General features: G+C 65.6%; 16 protein-coding genes and 1 pseudogene. 9 read left to right on the top strand and 8 right to left on the bottom strand.

The genetic code is table 11. From position 1 onward, the window contains the following. The first annotated feature begins 85 nt into the window (after nucleotides 1-85). From BPNPMPFG_RS10485 to BPNPMPFG_RS10470, 5 genes and pseudogenes are all read left to right on the top strand, one after another. Entirely contained in the window at nucleotides 86-1,537 is a 1,452-nt protein-coding gene (locus BPNPMPFG_RS10485; protein WP_258595227.1) for a sensor domain-containing diguanylate cyclase, read from the top strand. A 313-nt stretch (nucleotides 1,538-1,850) separates the two neighbouring features. Next, a complete protein-coding gene (locus tag BPNPMPFG_RS10480; RefSeq protein ID WP_258595226.1) occupies nucleotides 1,851-2,798 on the top strand; it encodes a substrate-binding domain-containing protein in 948 nt (315 codons plus the stop codon). Between the two features lie 325 nt (nucleotides 2,799-3,123). After that, nucleotides 3,124-3,504 (top strand): annotated as a pseudogene (locus BPNPMPFG_RS43130) (ATP-binding cassette domain-containing protein); the annotation flags it as partial. Between the two features lie 42 nt (nucleotides 3,505-3,546). Then, nucleotides 3,547-4,635 (top strand): sugar ABC transporter ATP-binding protein, encoded by a 1,089-nt coding sequence (locus BPNPMPFG_RS10475; RefSeq protein WP_413776869.1) that lies wholly within the window; start codon nucleotides 3,547-3,549, stop codon nucleotides 4,633-4,635. Then, nucleotides 4,632-5,648 (top strand): ABC transporter permease, encoded by a 1,017-nt coding sequence (locus BPNPMPFG_RS10470; RefSeq protein WP_258595224.1) that lies wholly within the window; start codon nucleotides 4,632-4,634, stop codon nucleotides 5,646-5,648. The genes BPNPMPFG_RS10475 and BPNPMPFG_RS10470 overlap by 4 nt, the downstream gene beginning before the upstream one ends. A gap of 27 nt (nucleotides 5,649-5,675) precedes the next feature. Here the strand turns inward: BPNPMPFG_RS10470 and BPNPMPFG_RS10465 are convergent, their stop codons facing one another. Together BPNPMPFG_RS10465 and BPNPMPFG_RS10460 are read right to left on the bottom strand one after the other, a co-directional pair. Then, on the bottom strand, nucleotides 5,676-6,254 hold the full coding sequence (locus tag BPNPMPFG_RS10465) for a flagellar basal body-associated protein FliL (RefSeq protein ID WP_258595223.1): 579 nt from the start codon (nucleotides 6,252-6,254) through the stop codon (nucleotides 5,676-5,678). A gap of 173 nt (nucleotides 6,255-6,427) precedes the next feature. Further along, nucleotides 6,428-6,670: a hypothetical protein gene (locus BPNPMPFG_RS10460; protein WP_258595222.1), complete on the bottom strand. Its 243-nt coding sequence runs from the start codon at nucleotides 6,668-6,670 to the stop codon at nucleotides 6,428-6,430. Nucleotides 6,671-6,811: 141 nt separating this feature from the next. Here BPNPMPFG_RS10460 and BPNPMPFG_RS10455 point away from each other — a divergent pair, with 141 nt between their 5' ends. Next, the gene (locus BPNPMPFG_RS10455; RefSeq protein WP_413776840.1) at nucleotides 6,812-7,294 is read left to right on the top strand and encodes an HIT family protein; all 483 of its coding nucleotides are present in this window, start codon (nucleotides 6,812-6,814) and stop codon (nucleotides 7,292-7,294) included. On the opposite strand, the gene BPNPMPFG_RS10450 is transcribed toward BPNPMPFG_RS10455, so the two are convergent. Both BPNPMPFG_RS10450 and BPNPMPFG_RS10445 read right to left on the bottom strand, forming a co-directional pair. After that, the gene (locus BPNPMPFG_RS10450) at nucleotides 7,291-7,497 is read right to left on the bottom strand and encodes a hypothetical protein (RefSeq protein ID WP_258595221.1); all 207 of its coding nucleotides are present in this window, start codon (nucleotides 7,495-7,497) and stop codon (nucleotides 7,291-7,293) included. The two genes, BPNPMPFG_RS10455 and BPNPMPFG_RS10450, sit on opposite strands and share 4 nt — an antisense overlap. Before the next feature lie 98 nt (nucleotides 7,498-7,595). Next, a complete protein-coding gene (locus tag BPNPMPFG_RS10445) occupies nucleotides 7,596-7,976 on the bottom strand; it encodes a hypothetical protein (protein ID WP_258595220.1) in 381 nt (126 codons plus the stop codon). Between the two features lie 185 nt (nucleotides 7,977-8,161). On the opposite strand from BPNPMPFG_RS10445, the gene BPNPMPFG_RS10440 reads away from it, so the two are divergent. After that, nucleotides 8,162-8,464 (top strand): hypothetical protein, encoded by a 303-nt coding sequence (locus BPNPMPFG_RS10440; protein WP_258595219.1) that lies wholly within the window; start codon nucleotides 8,162-8,164, stop codon nucleotides 8,462-8,464. Between the two features lie 67 nt (nucleotides 8,465-8,531). On the opposite strand, the gene BPNPMPFG_RS10435 is transcribed toward BPNPMPFG_RS10440, so the two are convergent. Continuing rightward, nucleotides 8,532-9,236 carry an XRE family transcriptional regulator gene (locus BPNPMPFG_RS10435; RefSeq protein ID WP_258596701.1) on the bottom strand — a complete coding sequence of 235 codons (705 nt, stop codon included), beginning with the start codon at nucleotides 9,234-9,236 and terminating at the stop codon, nucleotides 8,532-8,534. 614 nt (nucleotides 9,237-9,850) lie between these two features. Here BPNPMPFG_RS10435 and BPNPMPFG_RS10430 point away from each other — a divergent pair. Then, nucleotides 9,851-10,612 carry a GcrA cell cycle regulator gene (locus BPNPMPFG_RS10430; RefSeq protein WP_258595218.1) on the top strand — a complete coding sequence of 254 codons (762 nt, stop codon included), beginning with the start codon at nucleotides 9,851-9,853 and terminating at the stop codon, nucleotides 10,610-10,612. A 253-nt stretch (nucleotides 10,613-10,865) separates the two neighbouring features. Here BPNPMPFG_RS10430 and BPNPMPFG_RS10425 read toward each other — a convergent pair whose 3' ends face one another. Then, complete coding sequence (locus tag BPNPMPFG_RS10425) at nucleotides 10,866-11,174, bottom strand: DUF982 domain-containing protein (protein WP_258596700.1); 309 nt, start codon at nucleotides 11,172-11,174, stop codon at nucleotides 10,866-10,868. Nucleotides 11,175-11,282: 108 nt separating this feature from the next. Continuing rightward, entirely contained in the window at nucleotides 11,283-11,741 is a 459-nt protein-coding gene (locus BPNPMPFG_RS10420; protein WP_258595217.1) for a DUF982 domain-containing protein, read from the bottom strand. Nucleotides 11,742-11,984: 243 nt separating this feature from the next. Between BPNPMPFG_RS10420 and BPNPMPFG_RS10415 the strand changes: the two genes are divergently transcribed. Then, a complete protein-coding gene (locus BPNPMPFG_RS10415) occupies nucleotides 11,985-12,581 on the top strand; it encodes a DUF6456 domain-containing protein (protein ID WP_258595216.1) in 597 nt (198 codons plus the stop codon). A gap of 164 nt (nucleotides 12,582-12,745) precedes the next feature. On the opposite strand, the gene BPNPMPFG_RS10410 is transcribed toward BPNPMPFG_RS10415, so the two are convergent. Then, nucleotides 12,746-14,770, bottom strand: coding sequence for an acyltransferase family protein (locus BPNPMPFG_RS10410; protein ID WP_258595214.1), 2,025 nt, complete (start codon nucleotides 14,768-14,770; stop codon nucleotides 12,746-12,748). Nucleotides 14,771-14,875 lie beyond the last annotated feature (105 nt).

The raw sequence follows: 14,875 nt of genomic DNA, 5'->3' as shown, positions 1-14,875 counted from the left end.
CCTGGCCGTGTCGACGTCCTGATCCTGGCCGCGGACGGCCGCCGCCGGCTCGCTGCTCGGCCTGCTCGCCTTGCCACGGGAGGTCATGCAGGCGGTGCTGCCGCAACTGGCGCTGCCAACTCCGCTGCTGATCTTCGTCTCGATCATGCTGTCGGGACTTGCGCTCTACCAGGAACGTCGCCGCATAGAGGCGCTGCAATCGCGGCGCATCTACAAGGCGGTGGTCGAGGCGCTGCCCGATTGCCTCAATGTCAAGGATCTGGATGGCCGGTTTATCGCCGCGAATCCGGCAACCGCGGCACTGATGCACGCAACGGATGCCAAGGCGCTGATCGGCAAGACCGATTTCGATTTCTACTCGCAGGAAACGGCCCGAGAATTCCGCGAGGACGAGCTCGCCATTCTCGCGGCCGGCGTGCCATCCACCATCGAACAGCGCCTTCATCATGAAGACGGGACCAACGGCTGGCTGTCGACATTGAAAGCACCCCTTCGGGATCAGACCGGAACCATCGTCGGGCTGATCACGCACAATCGCGACATCACCACGCGCAGGCAGTTGGAGGACGAACTGGCGGAAAGCCGGGTCAGGCTGGCGGACGCGCTGACGCACATGGCAGACGGCCTCGTGATGTTCGACCGGGACGGCAAGCTGGTGCTCAGCAACGCCCAATACATTGCCATGTTTCCCCAGACGGCCGACATCCGGGTACCCGGCGCCGACTATCGCGATATCCTGCGCGTCTCGGCCGCGCGCGGCGAACAGATTGTGCCGCCAGACGGGGTCGAGGACTGGATCGGCGCCATCGTGGCGTCGCGGAAGCTTTCCAGCAACCGCCAGGAGGTCTGGCTTGCCGACGGGCGCTGGCTTGATGTCAGGACGAGGCCGACCGGCGATGGCGGCAGCCTCAGCGTCTATTCCGACATTACCGATGCCAAGCATGTCGAGGCAGAGTTGCTGGCGGCCAACGAGAAGCTGCACCTGCTGGCGAGCCGCGACGGCCTGACGGAGCTGTTGACGCGCAGGGCCTTCGACGAAGCGCTGGCATGCGAATTTGCCCGCGGCAAGCGCAACACGACACCGCTCAGTCTGCTTATCATCGACGTCGACTGGTTCAAGCGGTTCAACGACCATTACGGCCATCCCGCCGGAGACGAATGCCTGCGCGCCGTCAGCGGCTGCATCAAAGCCGCGGCCCGGCGGCCGGCCGACGCGGCAGCCCGCTATGGGGGAGAAGAGTTCGCCCTCATCCTGCCTGAAACCGATGCGCGAGGCGCATTCGTGATCGCCGAAAATCTCAGAACCGGGGTGCGCGACATCAAGCTCGCGCACGCCGGCAGCGAGAAGGGCATTGTCACCGTCAGCATCGGGGTGGGAACCTTCGATCCGGGCAGCTCGTCGATCGAGGTCGCCGATCTGCTCAGGCGTGCCGACGAGGCTCTCTATGGCGCCAAGGTCGCGGGGCGGGACCGGGTCCACGGCTGGCGTCCGCATCTCAGCGAGCATCACTCGGCCGGCGCACGGCGCCGGCAGTGACCCGGTGCGGGCTCGACCTTCGGGTTGCGGCCTCCGGCAAGGCGGCGCCCAAACCAGAAAATCCAAAATTCAGACAATTCCGATAATTTGCCCGCCAGCGCTGTTATATCGATGTTGCACAAATGGTTGACCCTGGGTTAGCATCCCCGCGCTGATGCCGGTGGGAGGCACTTTTCAACAACGGTGATCAGCTGGAGCGGCACGCGCTTTTCGGGCGCACGGAGGATGCTCCAACACTTTGAACCGGCGCATGATCCCTTCCCAAGACCGATCCCGGCCTTGGGGATGATGCGTCCCTGTGGAGGAGGATCCTATGAACAGACGTGAAGTCCTGCTGTCGTCCGCGGCGTTTGGCGCCATGATGCTTGCCGCACCCTCGGTGTTTGCCGAAGGCAAGCTCACCATCCTCGGCTCGGTGCCCAATCTCGGCTTTCCGTTCTTCGTGCACATGCTGAACGAGATCAAGGCCGAGGCCGCCACGCAAGGCGTCAATTTGACCGAGAGCGACGGCCAGAACTCGGCCACCAAGCAAACCGCCGACATCGAGGCGGCGCTGGTGCAGAAGGTCAACGCCATCGTCATCTCGCCGCTTGACGTCAACGCGCTGGCGCCGGCCATCGAGGAAGCGGTCAAGGCCGGCGTTCCGGTGGTGACGATCGACCGCCGCGTCGACGGCGTCGCGGGCATTCTGGCCCATGTCGGCGCCGACAACGTCAAGGGCGGCGAGGCGGAGGCCAAAGCCATGGTGGCGGCGTTCCCCAATGGCGCCAAGATCTTCCACCTGCAGGGCCAGCCCGGAGCCGGCCCGGCGATCGACCGCAACAAGGGTGTCCACAACGTGCTCGATCCCTTGAAGGACAAGTACCAGATCGTCTTCGAGCAGACCGCCAACTTTGCCCGCGCCGAAGCATTGTCGGTGACCGAGGCCGGCCTTGCCGCCAACGGCAAGCCGGATGCCATCGTCTGCGCCAATGACGACATGGCGCTCGGCGCCATGGAGGCCTGTGCGGCCCGCAACTTCACCGACGTCAAGATCTACGGCTTCGACGCCCTGCCGGAAGCGCTGGTCGCGGTGCGCGACGGCAAGCTTGCCGGCACCGTCGAGCAATTCCCTGGCGAGCAGTCGCGCACTGCGGTGCGCATCGCGGTCGCTTATGCCAAGGACAAGACCGAGCCGAAGGAGAAGCTGGTGCTGTTGACGCCAATCGTCATCGGCAAGGACAATCTCGACAAGGCGGAGCGGATTGGCGAGACGAAGTAGGCTGTGAGAGCTGGGCGCATGGCGGATGGAGGTCGCGCTTTGTCGCGCCCCCCTCTGTCCTGCCGGACATCTCCCCCACGAGGGGGGAGATTGGCTATCACCCCGGCTTTCGCCAATCGCCGGCCTTGCAGAAGAGGCGCTGCCGAAGGAACTGCCAATCTCCCCCCTCGTGGGGGAGATGTCCGGCAGGACAGAGGGGGGCGCTGTCCCGCCTACCGCAATCCGGGAGCAACCATTGCCGTTAGTTGAAGCCGCACCGCCCATCCTGCTAGCCGTCGAGGGCATCACCAAGCATTTCTCCGGCGTGACCGCGCTGAGCGATGTCTCGCTCGACATCAGGCCTGGCGAAATCCTTGGCCTCTTGGGCGAAAACGGTGCCGGCAAGTCGACGCTGCTGAAGATACTGTCCGGCGTCATGCCCCCGTCGAGCGGCCGCATCACTTTCGACGGCGCCGACTATCAGCCGGCGAGCCCACAGGATGCCAAGCGGCACGGCATCGTCACAATCTACCAGGAGCTCAGCCTGATCCCGACGCTGACGGTGGCGGAGAACATCTTTATCGGCCGTGCGCCGATCGGACCGCTCGGGCTGGTCAGCTGGCGGCGCATGGAGGAAGACTCGCGCGCCATCATCGCTCGCGTCGGCCTGTCGATCGATCCGATGACGCCGGTGTCGGCGCTGTCGGTGGCCGAACAGCAGTTGGTCGAGATTGCCCGGGCGCTATCGCTGAAAAGCCGGCTGATCATCATGGACGAGCCGACCTCGGCGCTGACCGAGACCGAGGTGCAGCGCCTGCTGTCGATCATGGACCGGCTGCGCCAGGACAAGGTCGCCATCATGTTCGTCACCCACCGGCTGGAGGAGGCCTCCGCCATCTGCGACCGCATGACGGTGCTGCGCGACGGCAGGCTGGCCGGGCATCTCGACCGCGAGAACGGGCCGATCGAACTGCCGAAAATCATCGAGAAGATGGTTGGCCGCGCGGCGTCCGAACTCTATGCACGGCCGACGCAGCGCGCGGTGGCCGGCGATGTCAGGCTTTCGGTGCGCGGCCTGCGCACCGTGCGCGACCCCGAAGCGCCACATGCCATCGTGCTCGACGGTGTCGACATCGACGTCAAGGCCGGCGAAATCCTCGGCGTCGCCGGCCTCGTCGGCTCCGGCCGCACCGAGCTGGCGCGCGCCATCTTCGGCGCCGACCGCATCGCCGCTGGCACCATTACGCTCGACGGCAAGCCGATCGCGCCGGCGTCACCGGCGGACGCCATCGCGCTCGGCATCGGACTGGTGCCGGAGGACCGCAAGCACCAGGCGATCTTTGCGGCGTTGGGCATCCTGCCGAATTTCTCCGTTGCCTCGCTCGGCAGCTTCAGCAACGGCTTCGGCTTCATGGCCGAGCGGCGCGAGCGCGACGCACTCGCCGGCTTCAGGAAAATGCTGTCGATCCGCATGGCCTCAGTCGATCAGGCGATCGAAGGCCTGTCGGGCGGCAACCAGCAGAAGGTGATCCTGGCGCGCTGGCTGGCGCGCGATCCGAAGGTGCTGATCGTCGACGAACCGACGCGCGGCGTCGATGTCGGCGCCAAGACGGAAGTGCACCAGATCCTGGTGCAGCTTGCGGCGCGCGGCATCGCGGTGATGATGATTTCGTCCGAGTTGCCCGAGGTGCTGGCTGTCTCGGACCGGATCGTCACCATGCGCCGGGGACGCATCACCGGCGAGATGCCGGGCGTCGAGGCAAACGAGGAAAAGCTGATGGAATTGATGGCACTCGACAAGCGGGATACCCGGGGGCGGGACACGAACGGGCCGGATGCGAAGGGTCAGGCACGATGAGCGTGGCGGGAGAACAGAACCAGCGTGGCGGCGTCAACATCGCGCGGCTGCTGATGAGCTTTGGGCCGCTGCTGTTCCTGGCCGCTTTGGTCGTCGTCTTCACCGTGCTGAAGCCGAGCTTCATCGACCCGATCAACCTGTTCAACATCACGCGGCAGATCTCGATCACCGGGCTGATCGCGCTCGGCATGACCTTCGTCATCCTCACCGCCGGCATCGACCTGTCGGTAGGCTCGCTGCTCGCCTTCTGCGGCATGGTCGCCGCCGTGGTCGCCAAGGGCGGCACAGCCAACACGCTGTCGCTGTCGACCACGGGCACGCAGGGCTATGGTTGGTTTGCCGCGCTGCTCGCCGCTGTCGTGGTCGGCGCCGCGGCAGGCGGCGTGCAGGGGCTTGTCATCACCCGGCTGAAAGTGCCGCCCTTCGTCGTCACGCTGGGCGGGCTTACGGTGTTTCGCGGGCTGACGCTGACCATCTCCAATGGCGGCCCGATCTCCGGCTTCGACGCCTCGATGCGCTGGTTCGGCACCGGCCTCATCGGCCCGGTGCCGGTGCCGGCGCTCATCTTCGCGATTGCGGCGATCCTGTGCCACATCGTGCTGCGCTACACGCGCTACGGGCGCGCCGTCTATGCCGTCGGCGGCAATGCCGAGGCGGCACGGCTGTCTGGCCTGCGCGTCGACCGCATCCTGGTCTCGGTCTATGTCATCGTCGGCTTCTTCGCTGGGCTCGCCGCCTTCGTGCTGTCGGCGCGGCTGAATTCCTCGGAAGCGGTGGCCGGCATCGGTTACGAACTGACGGTGATCTCGGCCGTGGTCATCGGCGGCACTTCGCTGTTCGGCGGCATCGGCTCGGTCGGCGGCACGGTGGTGGGTGCGGCCCTGATCGGCGTGCTGCAGAACGGGCTGCAGTTCAACAACGTGTCATCCTACACGCAAAGCATCGTCATCGGCCTGATCCTGATCCTGGCGGTGGCGTTCGACCGGTTTCTGAAATCGCGCGTGAGACGGTGACCGTTCAGAGAAGGAAAGTCGCGCCCGTTAGCCCGGCAGCTTTTCCTCGATGATGCGCGCCGAGCCGGGCACAAGCTGGCCGGCGTGGTCGAAGCGCAGCACCACCACCCAGTTGAAGACGTCGTCCGGCCATTTGCCGTTCGGCAGCAGCGCCTTGGGGTCGGCGCCGAAGGCCTTGATGAGCTTCGCCAACTCGCCGTGATGCCAGGCGATCAGGATCGACTTGCCATGGCTTTCGCTGGCGAGAGCGGCAACGAGGCCTTTGACATCCTTGTCGGCGAAACGCTGGTCGATGGGCAGTTTCAGCGCTTTGCTGAGCGGCGACAGCGTCAGCCGCTCGCGCGCGCTGTTCTTGGAATCGGCACTGGCCACCAGCACATCGGGCCGGAACGGCACGCCGTCGAGCATGAAAGGCTGAAAGTAAGCGACATAGGCGTTGGCGCGGGCTTCACCCGCGGGCGACAGGCCGGTGCCGCTGTCGGGCTTTTCGCCATGACGCACGATCAGCACCGTGGCGTCGGCCAACCCGGTCGTGGCGTCAGAGGCGGCATGGGCCGACAAGGCAAGCGCCATCATCCACAGGGCTGCGAGAACAAGGCGTTTCATGTCAGATCCTTCCGGCCACGGATGAATTTCTTCAAGCCCACTCAGGCCCATCAATCCGACGAAATGAGGGCCGCAATGGGGCTCGCCTTATCCCGATCATGAATCCCGAAGAACGAGGATGCACGGTCTCGCCGCCGCACGTCCAGGCCCGGTTGCAAAACAGGCGAGCTTTGCTAGAAAGCGGGCAAGCGCCCGGCCTTGCCGCTGCGCAGATCGGCCAGCCGCCAGTCGTTGCCGTTAAACGGCAGGCTTTGGCCAAAGGCGACATCGTGGGCGATGAGGTCTCGGCCGTGCAGCCATTCACGGACGCTGTCATACCTGGTTTCGGCAAGCGTCAACGGCAGCAGGATGGCAAGCGCGATAAAACTGCGCTGGCGCTTTTTTCTCGGGCTCGTCTCCGGCGGCGCGTGTGACATTTGTCGAAACTGCGGTCATGCCTTTCCATCGGTCCTGCTCAGTTGGTAGTTCCGGACGCAAACTGCTACACGCGCTTCCCGGAATTGCTTTGCGTTTTAACCGAGACAAACGGTCGAGTTCCCTGGATCGGAGAACAGATTTTGCAGATTCCCCAACCGCTCCAAATTTCCGCGACGGATTTCTGGCTCCTTAGCCACCGGACTGACTCGGCTCTGCCCGGATATCTGATGCTTGGTTCCAAGCTGCCGACCAACGACCTCTCGGAACTGCCGCAAGAGGCTCTGGCCGAATTAGGCCCGCTGCTTGCGCAAACGCAGAAGGCGTTGCAGTCGCGTCTGCGGCCTAACCGGCTCTACATCAGTCGCTACGGCCACTCTCCCGGTCATCCGATCCATTTTCACCTGATACCTGTCTATGACTGGGTCGAACGGCTCTTTTGGTCCGACCATCGATATCGAGCCCTTGAACAGTTTGCTGAAGCATCGAGTGAACCGGGTACCGATGGCGCGGAACTCACGCTGTTCATCTGGAGGGAATTTTGTGAGCGGGCCGATCCGCCACCCATCGAAGGTCCTTCTGTCGCGGACGTGATTGCGTTGCTGCGACAGGCCATGGGCAGTTAGATTTCCTCCCTACGGTTGCGCGTCCAGATCGTATTGCGGCAGCACGTCCGCCGGCTGGCCATCGGCACCGGTTGCAGCGCATCGAGGCTGATGCGGGCCTGGGCGTCGAGCGGGCCGAACTGGCGCGCGGCGACCAGCAGGCTGGCGCCACTGATCTGGTCCGGCGGCACCTCGAACCCGCAAATTGGCTGGTCCAGGCTCACAAGGGGAGAAGTGGCCACCAGAGCCGGCGCATGCCCCGCCCTTCGCAGGCTCAGGGCGTTCGAAGCTCGAAAAGCCAGTCAATTGGCCTTTTCGGACGCTACGCGAACCGCTTCTCAACTTCCAGCGCCCAGAGCCGGTGACTGTGACGGCGAAAGAAGCGCGCTACCAAACGCTGCTGTTTGGCTCTGATGAGGTCGGGCAGGCGCCGCTCCTGGCGCCAGCGCGGCATGTTGCGCCAGAAGGCGATGAAGCGGGCGGCGTCCTCGAGGGCTTCTTCCGCCGACAGCGCCGGGCCGATCGCCGCCAGGAACAGCATCTCCGACGGCTTCAACGCGTCGATGACCGCCTTGCGCCTGAGATGATCCTGGCGGGTGTGGGCGATGCCGTTGCGGCGGATCGCCTCGAAAGCTTCGAGCAGAGCAGGGCTGTCGCCGGTGTAGCCGCAGGCACAAGCGAGGTCGGCGGCTAGGGCTTCCATCGTCGCTCCCGGGTTCGATGCGGCAGGCGGTTCGCGCCCCGACTCACATTTGTGAGTTAATATAAGCATAACTCATAAATTGACAGAAGAAAAACTTTTGGAAATCTTTGATGGGTTCGACTCGACTTCGGGCTGAAAACACACGAATATGTGAACAAACAAGGAACAAATAGCGAGGAGGGGCGATGGCATTGCCAGGCAAGGAACCAGTGATCGCGCATGTCGCCTCGATATCGGTCGAGTGCGCCGATTGCGGCCGCAACAGGTGGTGGCGGCCCGATCAGCTAAAGCGGTTCGGGGTGACCGGGAATACGCCGCTGGCGGCCCTTTCAGGGCGCATCGTCTGCTCCGCCTGCCGCGCCGACGGGCTGCCGGGCGCGGCTGTTTCGATCCAGGCAGCGTTCATCGACGAGCGCCAGCGCGTGCGCAGCGAAGCCCAGATGCTAAGCGACCGAGAGGTTCCGCTGGAGGGATCGAAGCGGGCTTGAGAAGTGGGGGCGGTGACGCTCGTTTTGCCTTCTCCCACAGGGGGAGAAGGAAGATCTTCTCCCTCCCCTAATACCCCAGCAACTCCTTCAGCGGAATCACCCGCCAGACGTGTTTGATGGCATAGCGGTTGAAGGTCAGCGTCTTCGGCGGATTGTACTGTTCGACCACCAGTTCCGCGGCGGTGCGCTTGGCCAACTTCTTGATGAAGGCCTTGCCGTTGCGCTCGTTTTCTTCTGGAAAGGTCTCGATCACCACATGGTCGCCGGGCACGGCGTCGCGGCCACCGCAGTAGAGCATTTCGCCCGGCTCGTAGCGCGGCACCATGGAATCGGAAAGCACATGCAGCGCAAATACCTTGCGCAGATGCGCGATGCCGGGCGGGCGCTGGACGTAGCCGGCGACCTCGCCGTTGAAGGTGAAGTCGCCATCGTCGCCGCCGACCGCCGCGCCGAGCAGTTCGATATCCATCGGCCCGGCGGGCAGGGGAGCGGCATCGGTGACGATCTCGGCGTCGGCGACCGAGCCGGCCTCGTCGAGGAAAACGACCTCGCCCTTGCCCAGGGCCACCGGGTCGACGCGCAGGAAGGCGGCGGTCTTCAAAAGGTTCTCGGTCTTGGGCAGGTTGCGGCCGGTTTCCCAATTGCCGACAGCGGCGACATCGGTGTCGTTGTGCTCGGCAATGTGGCGCATGACCAGGCCGCGCTGCTTGCGCGCCTGGCGGATCGCCGCCCCAACCTTGATCGACAGTTCCGTTTTTGCCATGGCGCCCATGTGAGCGATGAAAGCGGCTCTCGTCCATGAAAGAATGGCTTGCATCAATTTTTGAGTTATGCTTATATACGGTCATGCAAAACCTGTCCAGCTTCCTTGGCGCCGTGGCGCCGGCCTCCCATGAGGCGCATCCGGCGACTGTCACCGCCGCCCATTCCCTTCCGTCCCGGCCGTCCTCCTCCCCGGCCGGGGCGAAGCCCGAGGCTCCTTGCTTGATTGCCTCTGGTCCGGTCAGCCCGTCACCGGCGGCCGGAACGGCCGGAGCCGCCGCTCCCTGCGGCTCCGGCCCCCAATTCGACCGCGATGGCGCTGGCCCGGATTCTGCTGGTTCCTCTGCCCGATCGTGCATCCGCACGCAGGACGGCACCGTCATCCTGTTCGACCCGCTGACGGGCAGGGCGGTTTCCGCCCCCGACAGAAAGACGGCCGAGGTGCTGCTTTCGCGCCTCGTTGAACCGGCCGGGCGGCGAGCCCAATCGGACTGAGGCTTGGCCGGCCGAGCCGGCGCCAGCCGGCCCTCGAACAAGACAACCCTGACCGCGGCCCGGTGGCCGAACCTTGACGCTTGCCTGACGGCGACCGGCCGAAGGCAGAACTTTGGATGGAGGCCTCGGATGGCAAGCTACAGCGACACGGAATTGCAAGAGATCGCCCGCTGGCTGAAGGACGGGCTTTCCGCCGCGAAGATCGCAGCGGCATTCAGCGCGCTGCGCGGCAGTGCGGTCTCGCGCAACGCCATCATCGGCATCGTGCACCGCAACGCCATGCTGTGCGCGATCGGTTTTGCCAGAGGTGCGCCGGGGGCAGCCGGACAGGCAGCGGGCGAACGCGCGGCGGGCAAGCGCAAGCGCGCGAGTGGGACATTGGCAAAGGGCAGGGCCACCGCCAAGGCGCCTGCCGGGGAGGTCGATGCGGTCGCCGCCAGCGGCGCCGGCGTGCGCAAGGCGGCCGCCCGACTGAGGCGCGAACCGCCGCCGGCCTGGCTGCCGCCGCGCCTGCTTGGGCGCGAGGAGGGCGTGCTGATCGCCGATGGCGAAGCCTATCGCCTAGAGGTGCCGGTGCCGCGACGGACGGTCATCGGCCGCCAGCCGCATGGCGTGGCGATGCGCTTCATCGACTGCCTGTTCGGCCGCTGCCGCGCGCCGCTGGACCTGACGCTGGAAGAGGATCCCGACAAGTCCATTGCCGAAGAGGGGGATGCGCCGGGCGGCCGGCCGGGCGCCGACATGCTGTGCTGCGGCATGCGCACCAGGGCGCTGAAAAGCTATTGCACCTACCACCAGGCCCGCTTCCGCCGGCGCGTTTTTGAAGCGACGCCGGGTGAGCATCCCTTCTCCCCGTCACTATACGGGGAGAAGGTGCCGGCAGGCGGATGAGGGGCGGTGCCGGCGTAGCAGAATTGAGAGCTCAGCTTGTGACTTGGAACGTCAGTCAGACGCCACTTACCAAGGCGCAGGCGCTGCCCCTCACCCTCACCCCGTATAGGGACGGGGAGAGGGGGACGTCGGCGCGGAGCTTAATCCTTCTCCCTCCCAAGCGGATGAGGGCGACGCTGACGCAGCAACCAAACCAATGAGCGACCCGCGAGGATCTGAGATGAATCAAGCCAAAAACGAAAGCGCCGCAACCCTATTTCGGCGCCTGGCGGCCTTGCTTGGGCATGCGGCTTTGCACCGTCCTGGCCTCGAGCATCATGGCCGGCCCACCTTCGGCGACCAGGATGTCGGCCACCCGGGCAAAGCCGGTGAACACTTTCATGGCGTCGGATTCGGAAATCTGCGCGGCAATGGCGGCGCTGCAGGCGTTGAGGGCGCTGCGGTAGACATGGCCGCGCCGCTCTACCGGCCAGCGCTTCAGGAAGTCGGCGGCCTCGCTGACACTGTCGATCTCTTCGATCTGGCCGTCCATCCGCACCTTGAGCGGCACTCCGGTCTTCATCGTACCCACGGCGTTCACCTTCACTCTGCGCGAGGCATGAAACCTCGCTATGATCAACGCGCCACGCTGCCAGGCGGTTGCATCACATTTTTGGCCGGCTCGCGGTCCTCACGAACTGGCCACGGCGTCCAGCCAATCATGGGCGCGGCTCTTGGGTCTGGCAACCAGTATGTTCTGTTGCCTGGCCGCCCTGGTGAGGGCGTCGAAGGCGATGCGCTGGCTGCAAGTGCCATCGACGGCGAGCGCGACGAGCCGGGCCGCCTCGACATAGGCGGGTGCTGTCTTGTCAGGCCATTGCAGGCCAAGTGCTGTCGCGGCCGCGGCCACCGAACCGACCAGCATGGTTCTGTTGTCGCAAAAGCGCAGGGTAACCGGCATGAAGGCTGTCATCGACATGTCTCCCGTGTTGATGGACGCCGCATAACGTCGCGAATTCGCTCTGGTTCCATCGGCCCGGATGCGGGGGCTGCGGCGCGCCCCGGCAGCGCCCTCCAGCGCCCAGCTCTGCATCGAACTGCGCGAGCGCCGCGCCATCCGCGAGCTGCTCGCCAGAAGGGCGGCGCTCAAGAACCTGGGTTCCTCGCCCCACGGAGTGGGGAGAGGTGGCTCGGCCCAGCCGAGACGGAGAGGGGGCAACCTCAGTGAGTCAAAGCGGGCTGAGGGATAAGGCACCAGACCACGATTCGCCGCGCTGCCCCCTCTCCGACCGCTTCGCGGCCACCTCTCCCCCGCTCTGCGGGGGCGAGGAACCCAAGTCCTGCAAGGCCCGAGCCATCATACCAAACTCCGACCCCAAACGAGGAGCCACCCATGCCCAAAAAAACCAGAGCCGCAAAACCGCAGGCGCCAAAACTGCTGAAGGGCGAGGCCGAGCAGGTGCGCATACGCCGCGAGATCGGCCATGATTTCGCGCTGAAGGACGACGACTTCGGCCGCAAACGCCTGGCCGCCGGCACGCTCGAGGCCAGCCGCGTCTACGAGGTGTCGAATGACGGCCACACCTCCACCGGCGGCATCGTGCGGGTGCGCACCATCGATCCGCTTATCGGCATCACCTCGCTGTCGCGCCAGCAGCGCGAGGCCGGCCTGCGCTACCGCGGGGATTTCCGCTGCAGCCAGCAGGCGAGCGTCAAGCCGATGCGCTGGACCGAACGCGTCGACGGCGGCCGGCACGGCGGCGGCATCGCCGACAACGTGCTCGACGCCGGCCGCGCGCACGGCGCCGCCACCAAGGCGCTAGGCCACTGGGAGGTTGCCGCCGTGGTGCAGAAAGTCTGCTGCGCCGGCGGCTCGATCAAGAGCCTGGCCGAGCAGACCGGCGAGGGGCGGGACGTCGTGACGAAGCTGTTGAAGGTCGGGCTGGATTTGCTGGCGGTGCACTATGGGATGATGATGGGGAGGCGGTGATGGGTGAACCTTGGCCGCCGTTGAGCCCAATGTTGTCGCTCATCAATTCGAGATGCGTGCATTTGGCTGAGAGGGGGACTTTGCCGCAAAGGGATAGGGCAGCGCTGCCCCTCATCCGCCTGCCGGCACCTTCTTCCCGTGAACCGGGAGAAGGGAGTCCACCCCTAAAACAGCGCCCGCTCCAGCGGTCCCTCCAGCGTCTCGGCAAACGCGGTGGCCAGATGATGGCGGTCGCGGAAGGCGAGTTTACCGCCGATGAAGACGTGGCAGGCTGTGCGCCCGCAGAAGCGGTCGGTGAGGTCGACATAGAGCGTGTCGGGCACGCTGGCCACGATGGCGCGCTCGGCGGCGGCGGCACCGTCATTGGCGGCTTCCGTCCTTGGCGTGTCGCAATGCGGTGACGGCGCCTCGCGCCACCACAGCGTGCGCGCCACGCAGGAGTCGGCGAAGCTGTCGCTGATCGGCGTGTCGCGGATCACCGCCGTCTCGACGCCGGCCCGGCTGAAGGCCTGCAATGTCGAGCGCAGACCGGCCTGCCAGCGCGCGGTCTCGGCGATGCGGCGGGCGGCGGGCATGTCGCGCGTCAGATTGCCGATCGAGAATTCCGAGATCACCACCAGGCGCGGCTTGCGGGCGATGATGTCTGATATCGCCTGCTCGCGCCAGGCGTCGCATTCGGTGTAGTCGCGCTTCAGCACCGTGTTGAAGGTGGAGAGCCGCGAGGCGCGGCACGACGATTTGAGATAGGTGACCACCCTGGTGTCGTTGCGCTTCGCCGCCTCGATCAGCGGCGTCGACCAGTGGTCGGCATGCGAATCGCCGAACAGCACGATGGTGTGGGCGGCGTCAGCCGCGCCAAACGTGCAAGGCTTGGGTGTCACCGTGTGGAAGTCGAGCAGGCAGCCCTTGTCTGCGGCACGTGCGATGGAGGGTTTTTCGGCCGCCTGCTCGATGCCGCGTTGCTGCGGGTCGACGTTGCGCTGGGCCAGATGCGCATTGGCGTAAGCCACCGCCACGCCGGCACCGGTCAGCGCCAGTGCGGGCACCAGCGCAATTCCAGGAAAAGTGAGACGCGGTTTTCCGTCCGGAATTGCGCTAAAATAAAGACTCCTTGCACCCGCCGTCAACCAGCCGCCGCGCCGCACCGGGTTCTCGATCAGGTGATAGGTGAACACCGACAGCGCCAGCGCCAGCGCGCCGCAGCCGAGGCGCTGCGGGCCAGAAAGATCCGGCGCCAGCATCTGCGCATAGACGATGACCGGCCAATGCCAGAGGTACAGCGAATAGGAGAGCGCGCCGATCCATTGCAGGGGTGGCAGCGACAAGGCGGCGGTCGGGCCAAAGGCCTGCCGGCAGGGGCTGCCGTTCTGCTCCTCGCCTGCGCTGCTCAACAGCACCAGCATCGTGCCGGCAACCGGCAGCAGCGCGTAATAGCCGGGGAAGGGCAGGTCCTCGCTGAGCAGCAGATAGGCCACCGCGATCAGCGTCAGGCCGAGCCAGCCTTGCACGGCCCGCAGCCCTGCGCGGTGATGCAGGAAAGTCACTGGGACCAGCGTTGCCAGGCCGCCGGCGGCGAACTCCCAGGCGCGCAGCGGCGAGAAATAGAAGGCCCAGGCTGGCGCGACCACGGTCAACCAGGCGCAGGCGGCAAAGGAGGCGAGGCCAGCCGCGCCGATCACCGCCACGGCCGTGCGCCGGCCCGGACGCAACCAGGCGGCCAGCAGGAGTAGTGCCGGCCAGGCCAGATAGAACTGCTCCTCCACCGACAGCGACCAGAAGTGGATGAAGGGATTGCTGGTGGCATCAGCGGCGAAATAGTCGAACGACCAGCGCAGCAGCCACAGATTGATGGCGTAGGCGGAGGCAAACATGGCGCCGCGCGAATAGAGCGCCTGCTCCTGTGGCGCCAGGATGAAATGGCCGGCGGCAAGCGTGGCCAGGATGACGAACAATGCTGCCGGCAAAAGGCGCCGGGCACGCCTGGCATAGAAGCGCCAGAGGTCGAGCCTGCCGGTCTCGGTGATCTCCTGCATGAGGTGGGTGGTGATCAGCCAGCCGGAGATGACGAAGAAGATATCGACGCCGGCAAAGCCGCCGGGCAGGCCGGTGAGGCCGAAATGATAGGCGACGACGCCGCCGACGGCGAGCGCGCGCAATCCCTGTATGTCCGGCCGGAACGATGCTGCCAAGATGGCTCCTTCGTGTAAGCCCGCCCCTTGGCCCGACCCCTCGGGAGTGTCGGCCGGGCAGGCCGGCATCGCAATGCAACAAATCTTTCGCAGTGCAACATGGTC

The sequence above is a fragment of the Mesorhizobium sp. AR07 genome (assembly GCF_024746815.1).
Taxonomy (GTDB): Bacteria; Pseudomonadota; Alphaproteobacteria; order Rhizobiales; family Rhizobiaceae; genus Mesorhizobium.
Note: the sequence above shows the minus strand (reverse complement) of the source record. Positions and strands in the feature narration are given on the sequence as shown.

What these genes read in the sequence shown, in the direction of transcription:
- BPNPMPFG_RS10485 (WP_258595227.1), top strand. Translation starts at nt 86, where the DNA reads ATGCAGGCGGTGCTGCCGCAACTGGCGCTGCCAACTCCGCTGCTGATC.
- BPNPMPFG_RS10480 (WP_258595226.1), top strand. Translation starts at nt 1,851, where the DNA reads ATGAACAGACGTGAAGTCCTGCTGTCGTCCGCGGCGTTTGGCGCCATG.
- BPNPMPFG_RS10475 (WP_413776869.1), top strand. Translation starts at nt 3,547, where the DNA reads ATGGACGAGCCGACCTCGGCGCTGACCGAGACCGAGGTGCAGCGCCTG.
- BPNPMPFG_RS10470 (WP_258595224.1), top strand. Translation starts at nt 4,632, where the DNA reads ATGAGCGTGGCGGGAGAACAGAACCAGCGTGGCGGCGTCAACATCGCG.
- BPNPMPFG_RS10465 (WP_258595223.1), bottom strand. Translation starts at nt 6,254, where the DNA reads ATGAAACGCCTTGTTCTCGCAGCCCTGTGGATGATGGCGCTTGCCTTG.
- BPNPMPFG_RS10460 (WP_258595222.1), bottom strand. Translation starts at nt 6,670, where the DNA reads ATGTCACACGCGCCGCCGGAGACGAGCCCGAGAAAAAAGCGCCAGCGC.
- BPNPMPFG_RS10445 (WP_258595220.1), bottom strand. Translation starts at nt 7,976, where the DNA reads ATGGAAGCCCTAGCCGCCGACCTCGCTTGTGCCTGCGGCTACACCGGC.
- BPNPMPFG_RS10440 (WP_258595219.1), top strand. Translation starts at nt 8,162, where the DNA reads ATGGCATTGCCAGGCAAGGAACCAGTGATCGCGCATGTCGCCTCGATA.
- BPNPMPFG_RS10435 (WP_258596701.1), bottom strand. Translation starts at nt 9,236, where the DNA reads ATGGGCGCCATGGCAAAAACGGAACTGTCGATCAAGGTTGGGGCGGCG.
- BPNPMPFG_RS10430 (WP_258595218.1), top strand. Translation starts at nt 9,851, where the DNA reads ATGGCAAGCTACAGCGACACGGAATTGCAAGAGATCGCCCGCTGGCTG.
- BPNPMPFG_RS10425 (WP_258596700.1), bottom strand. Translation starts at nt 11,174, where the DNA reads ATGAAGACCGGAGTGCCGCTCAAGGTGCGGATGGACGGCCAGATCGAA.
- BPNPMPFG_RS10415 (WP_258595216.1), top strand. Translation starts at nt 11,985, where the DNA reads ATGCCCAAAAAAACCAGAGCCGCAAAACCGCAGGCGCCAAAACTGCTG.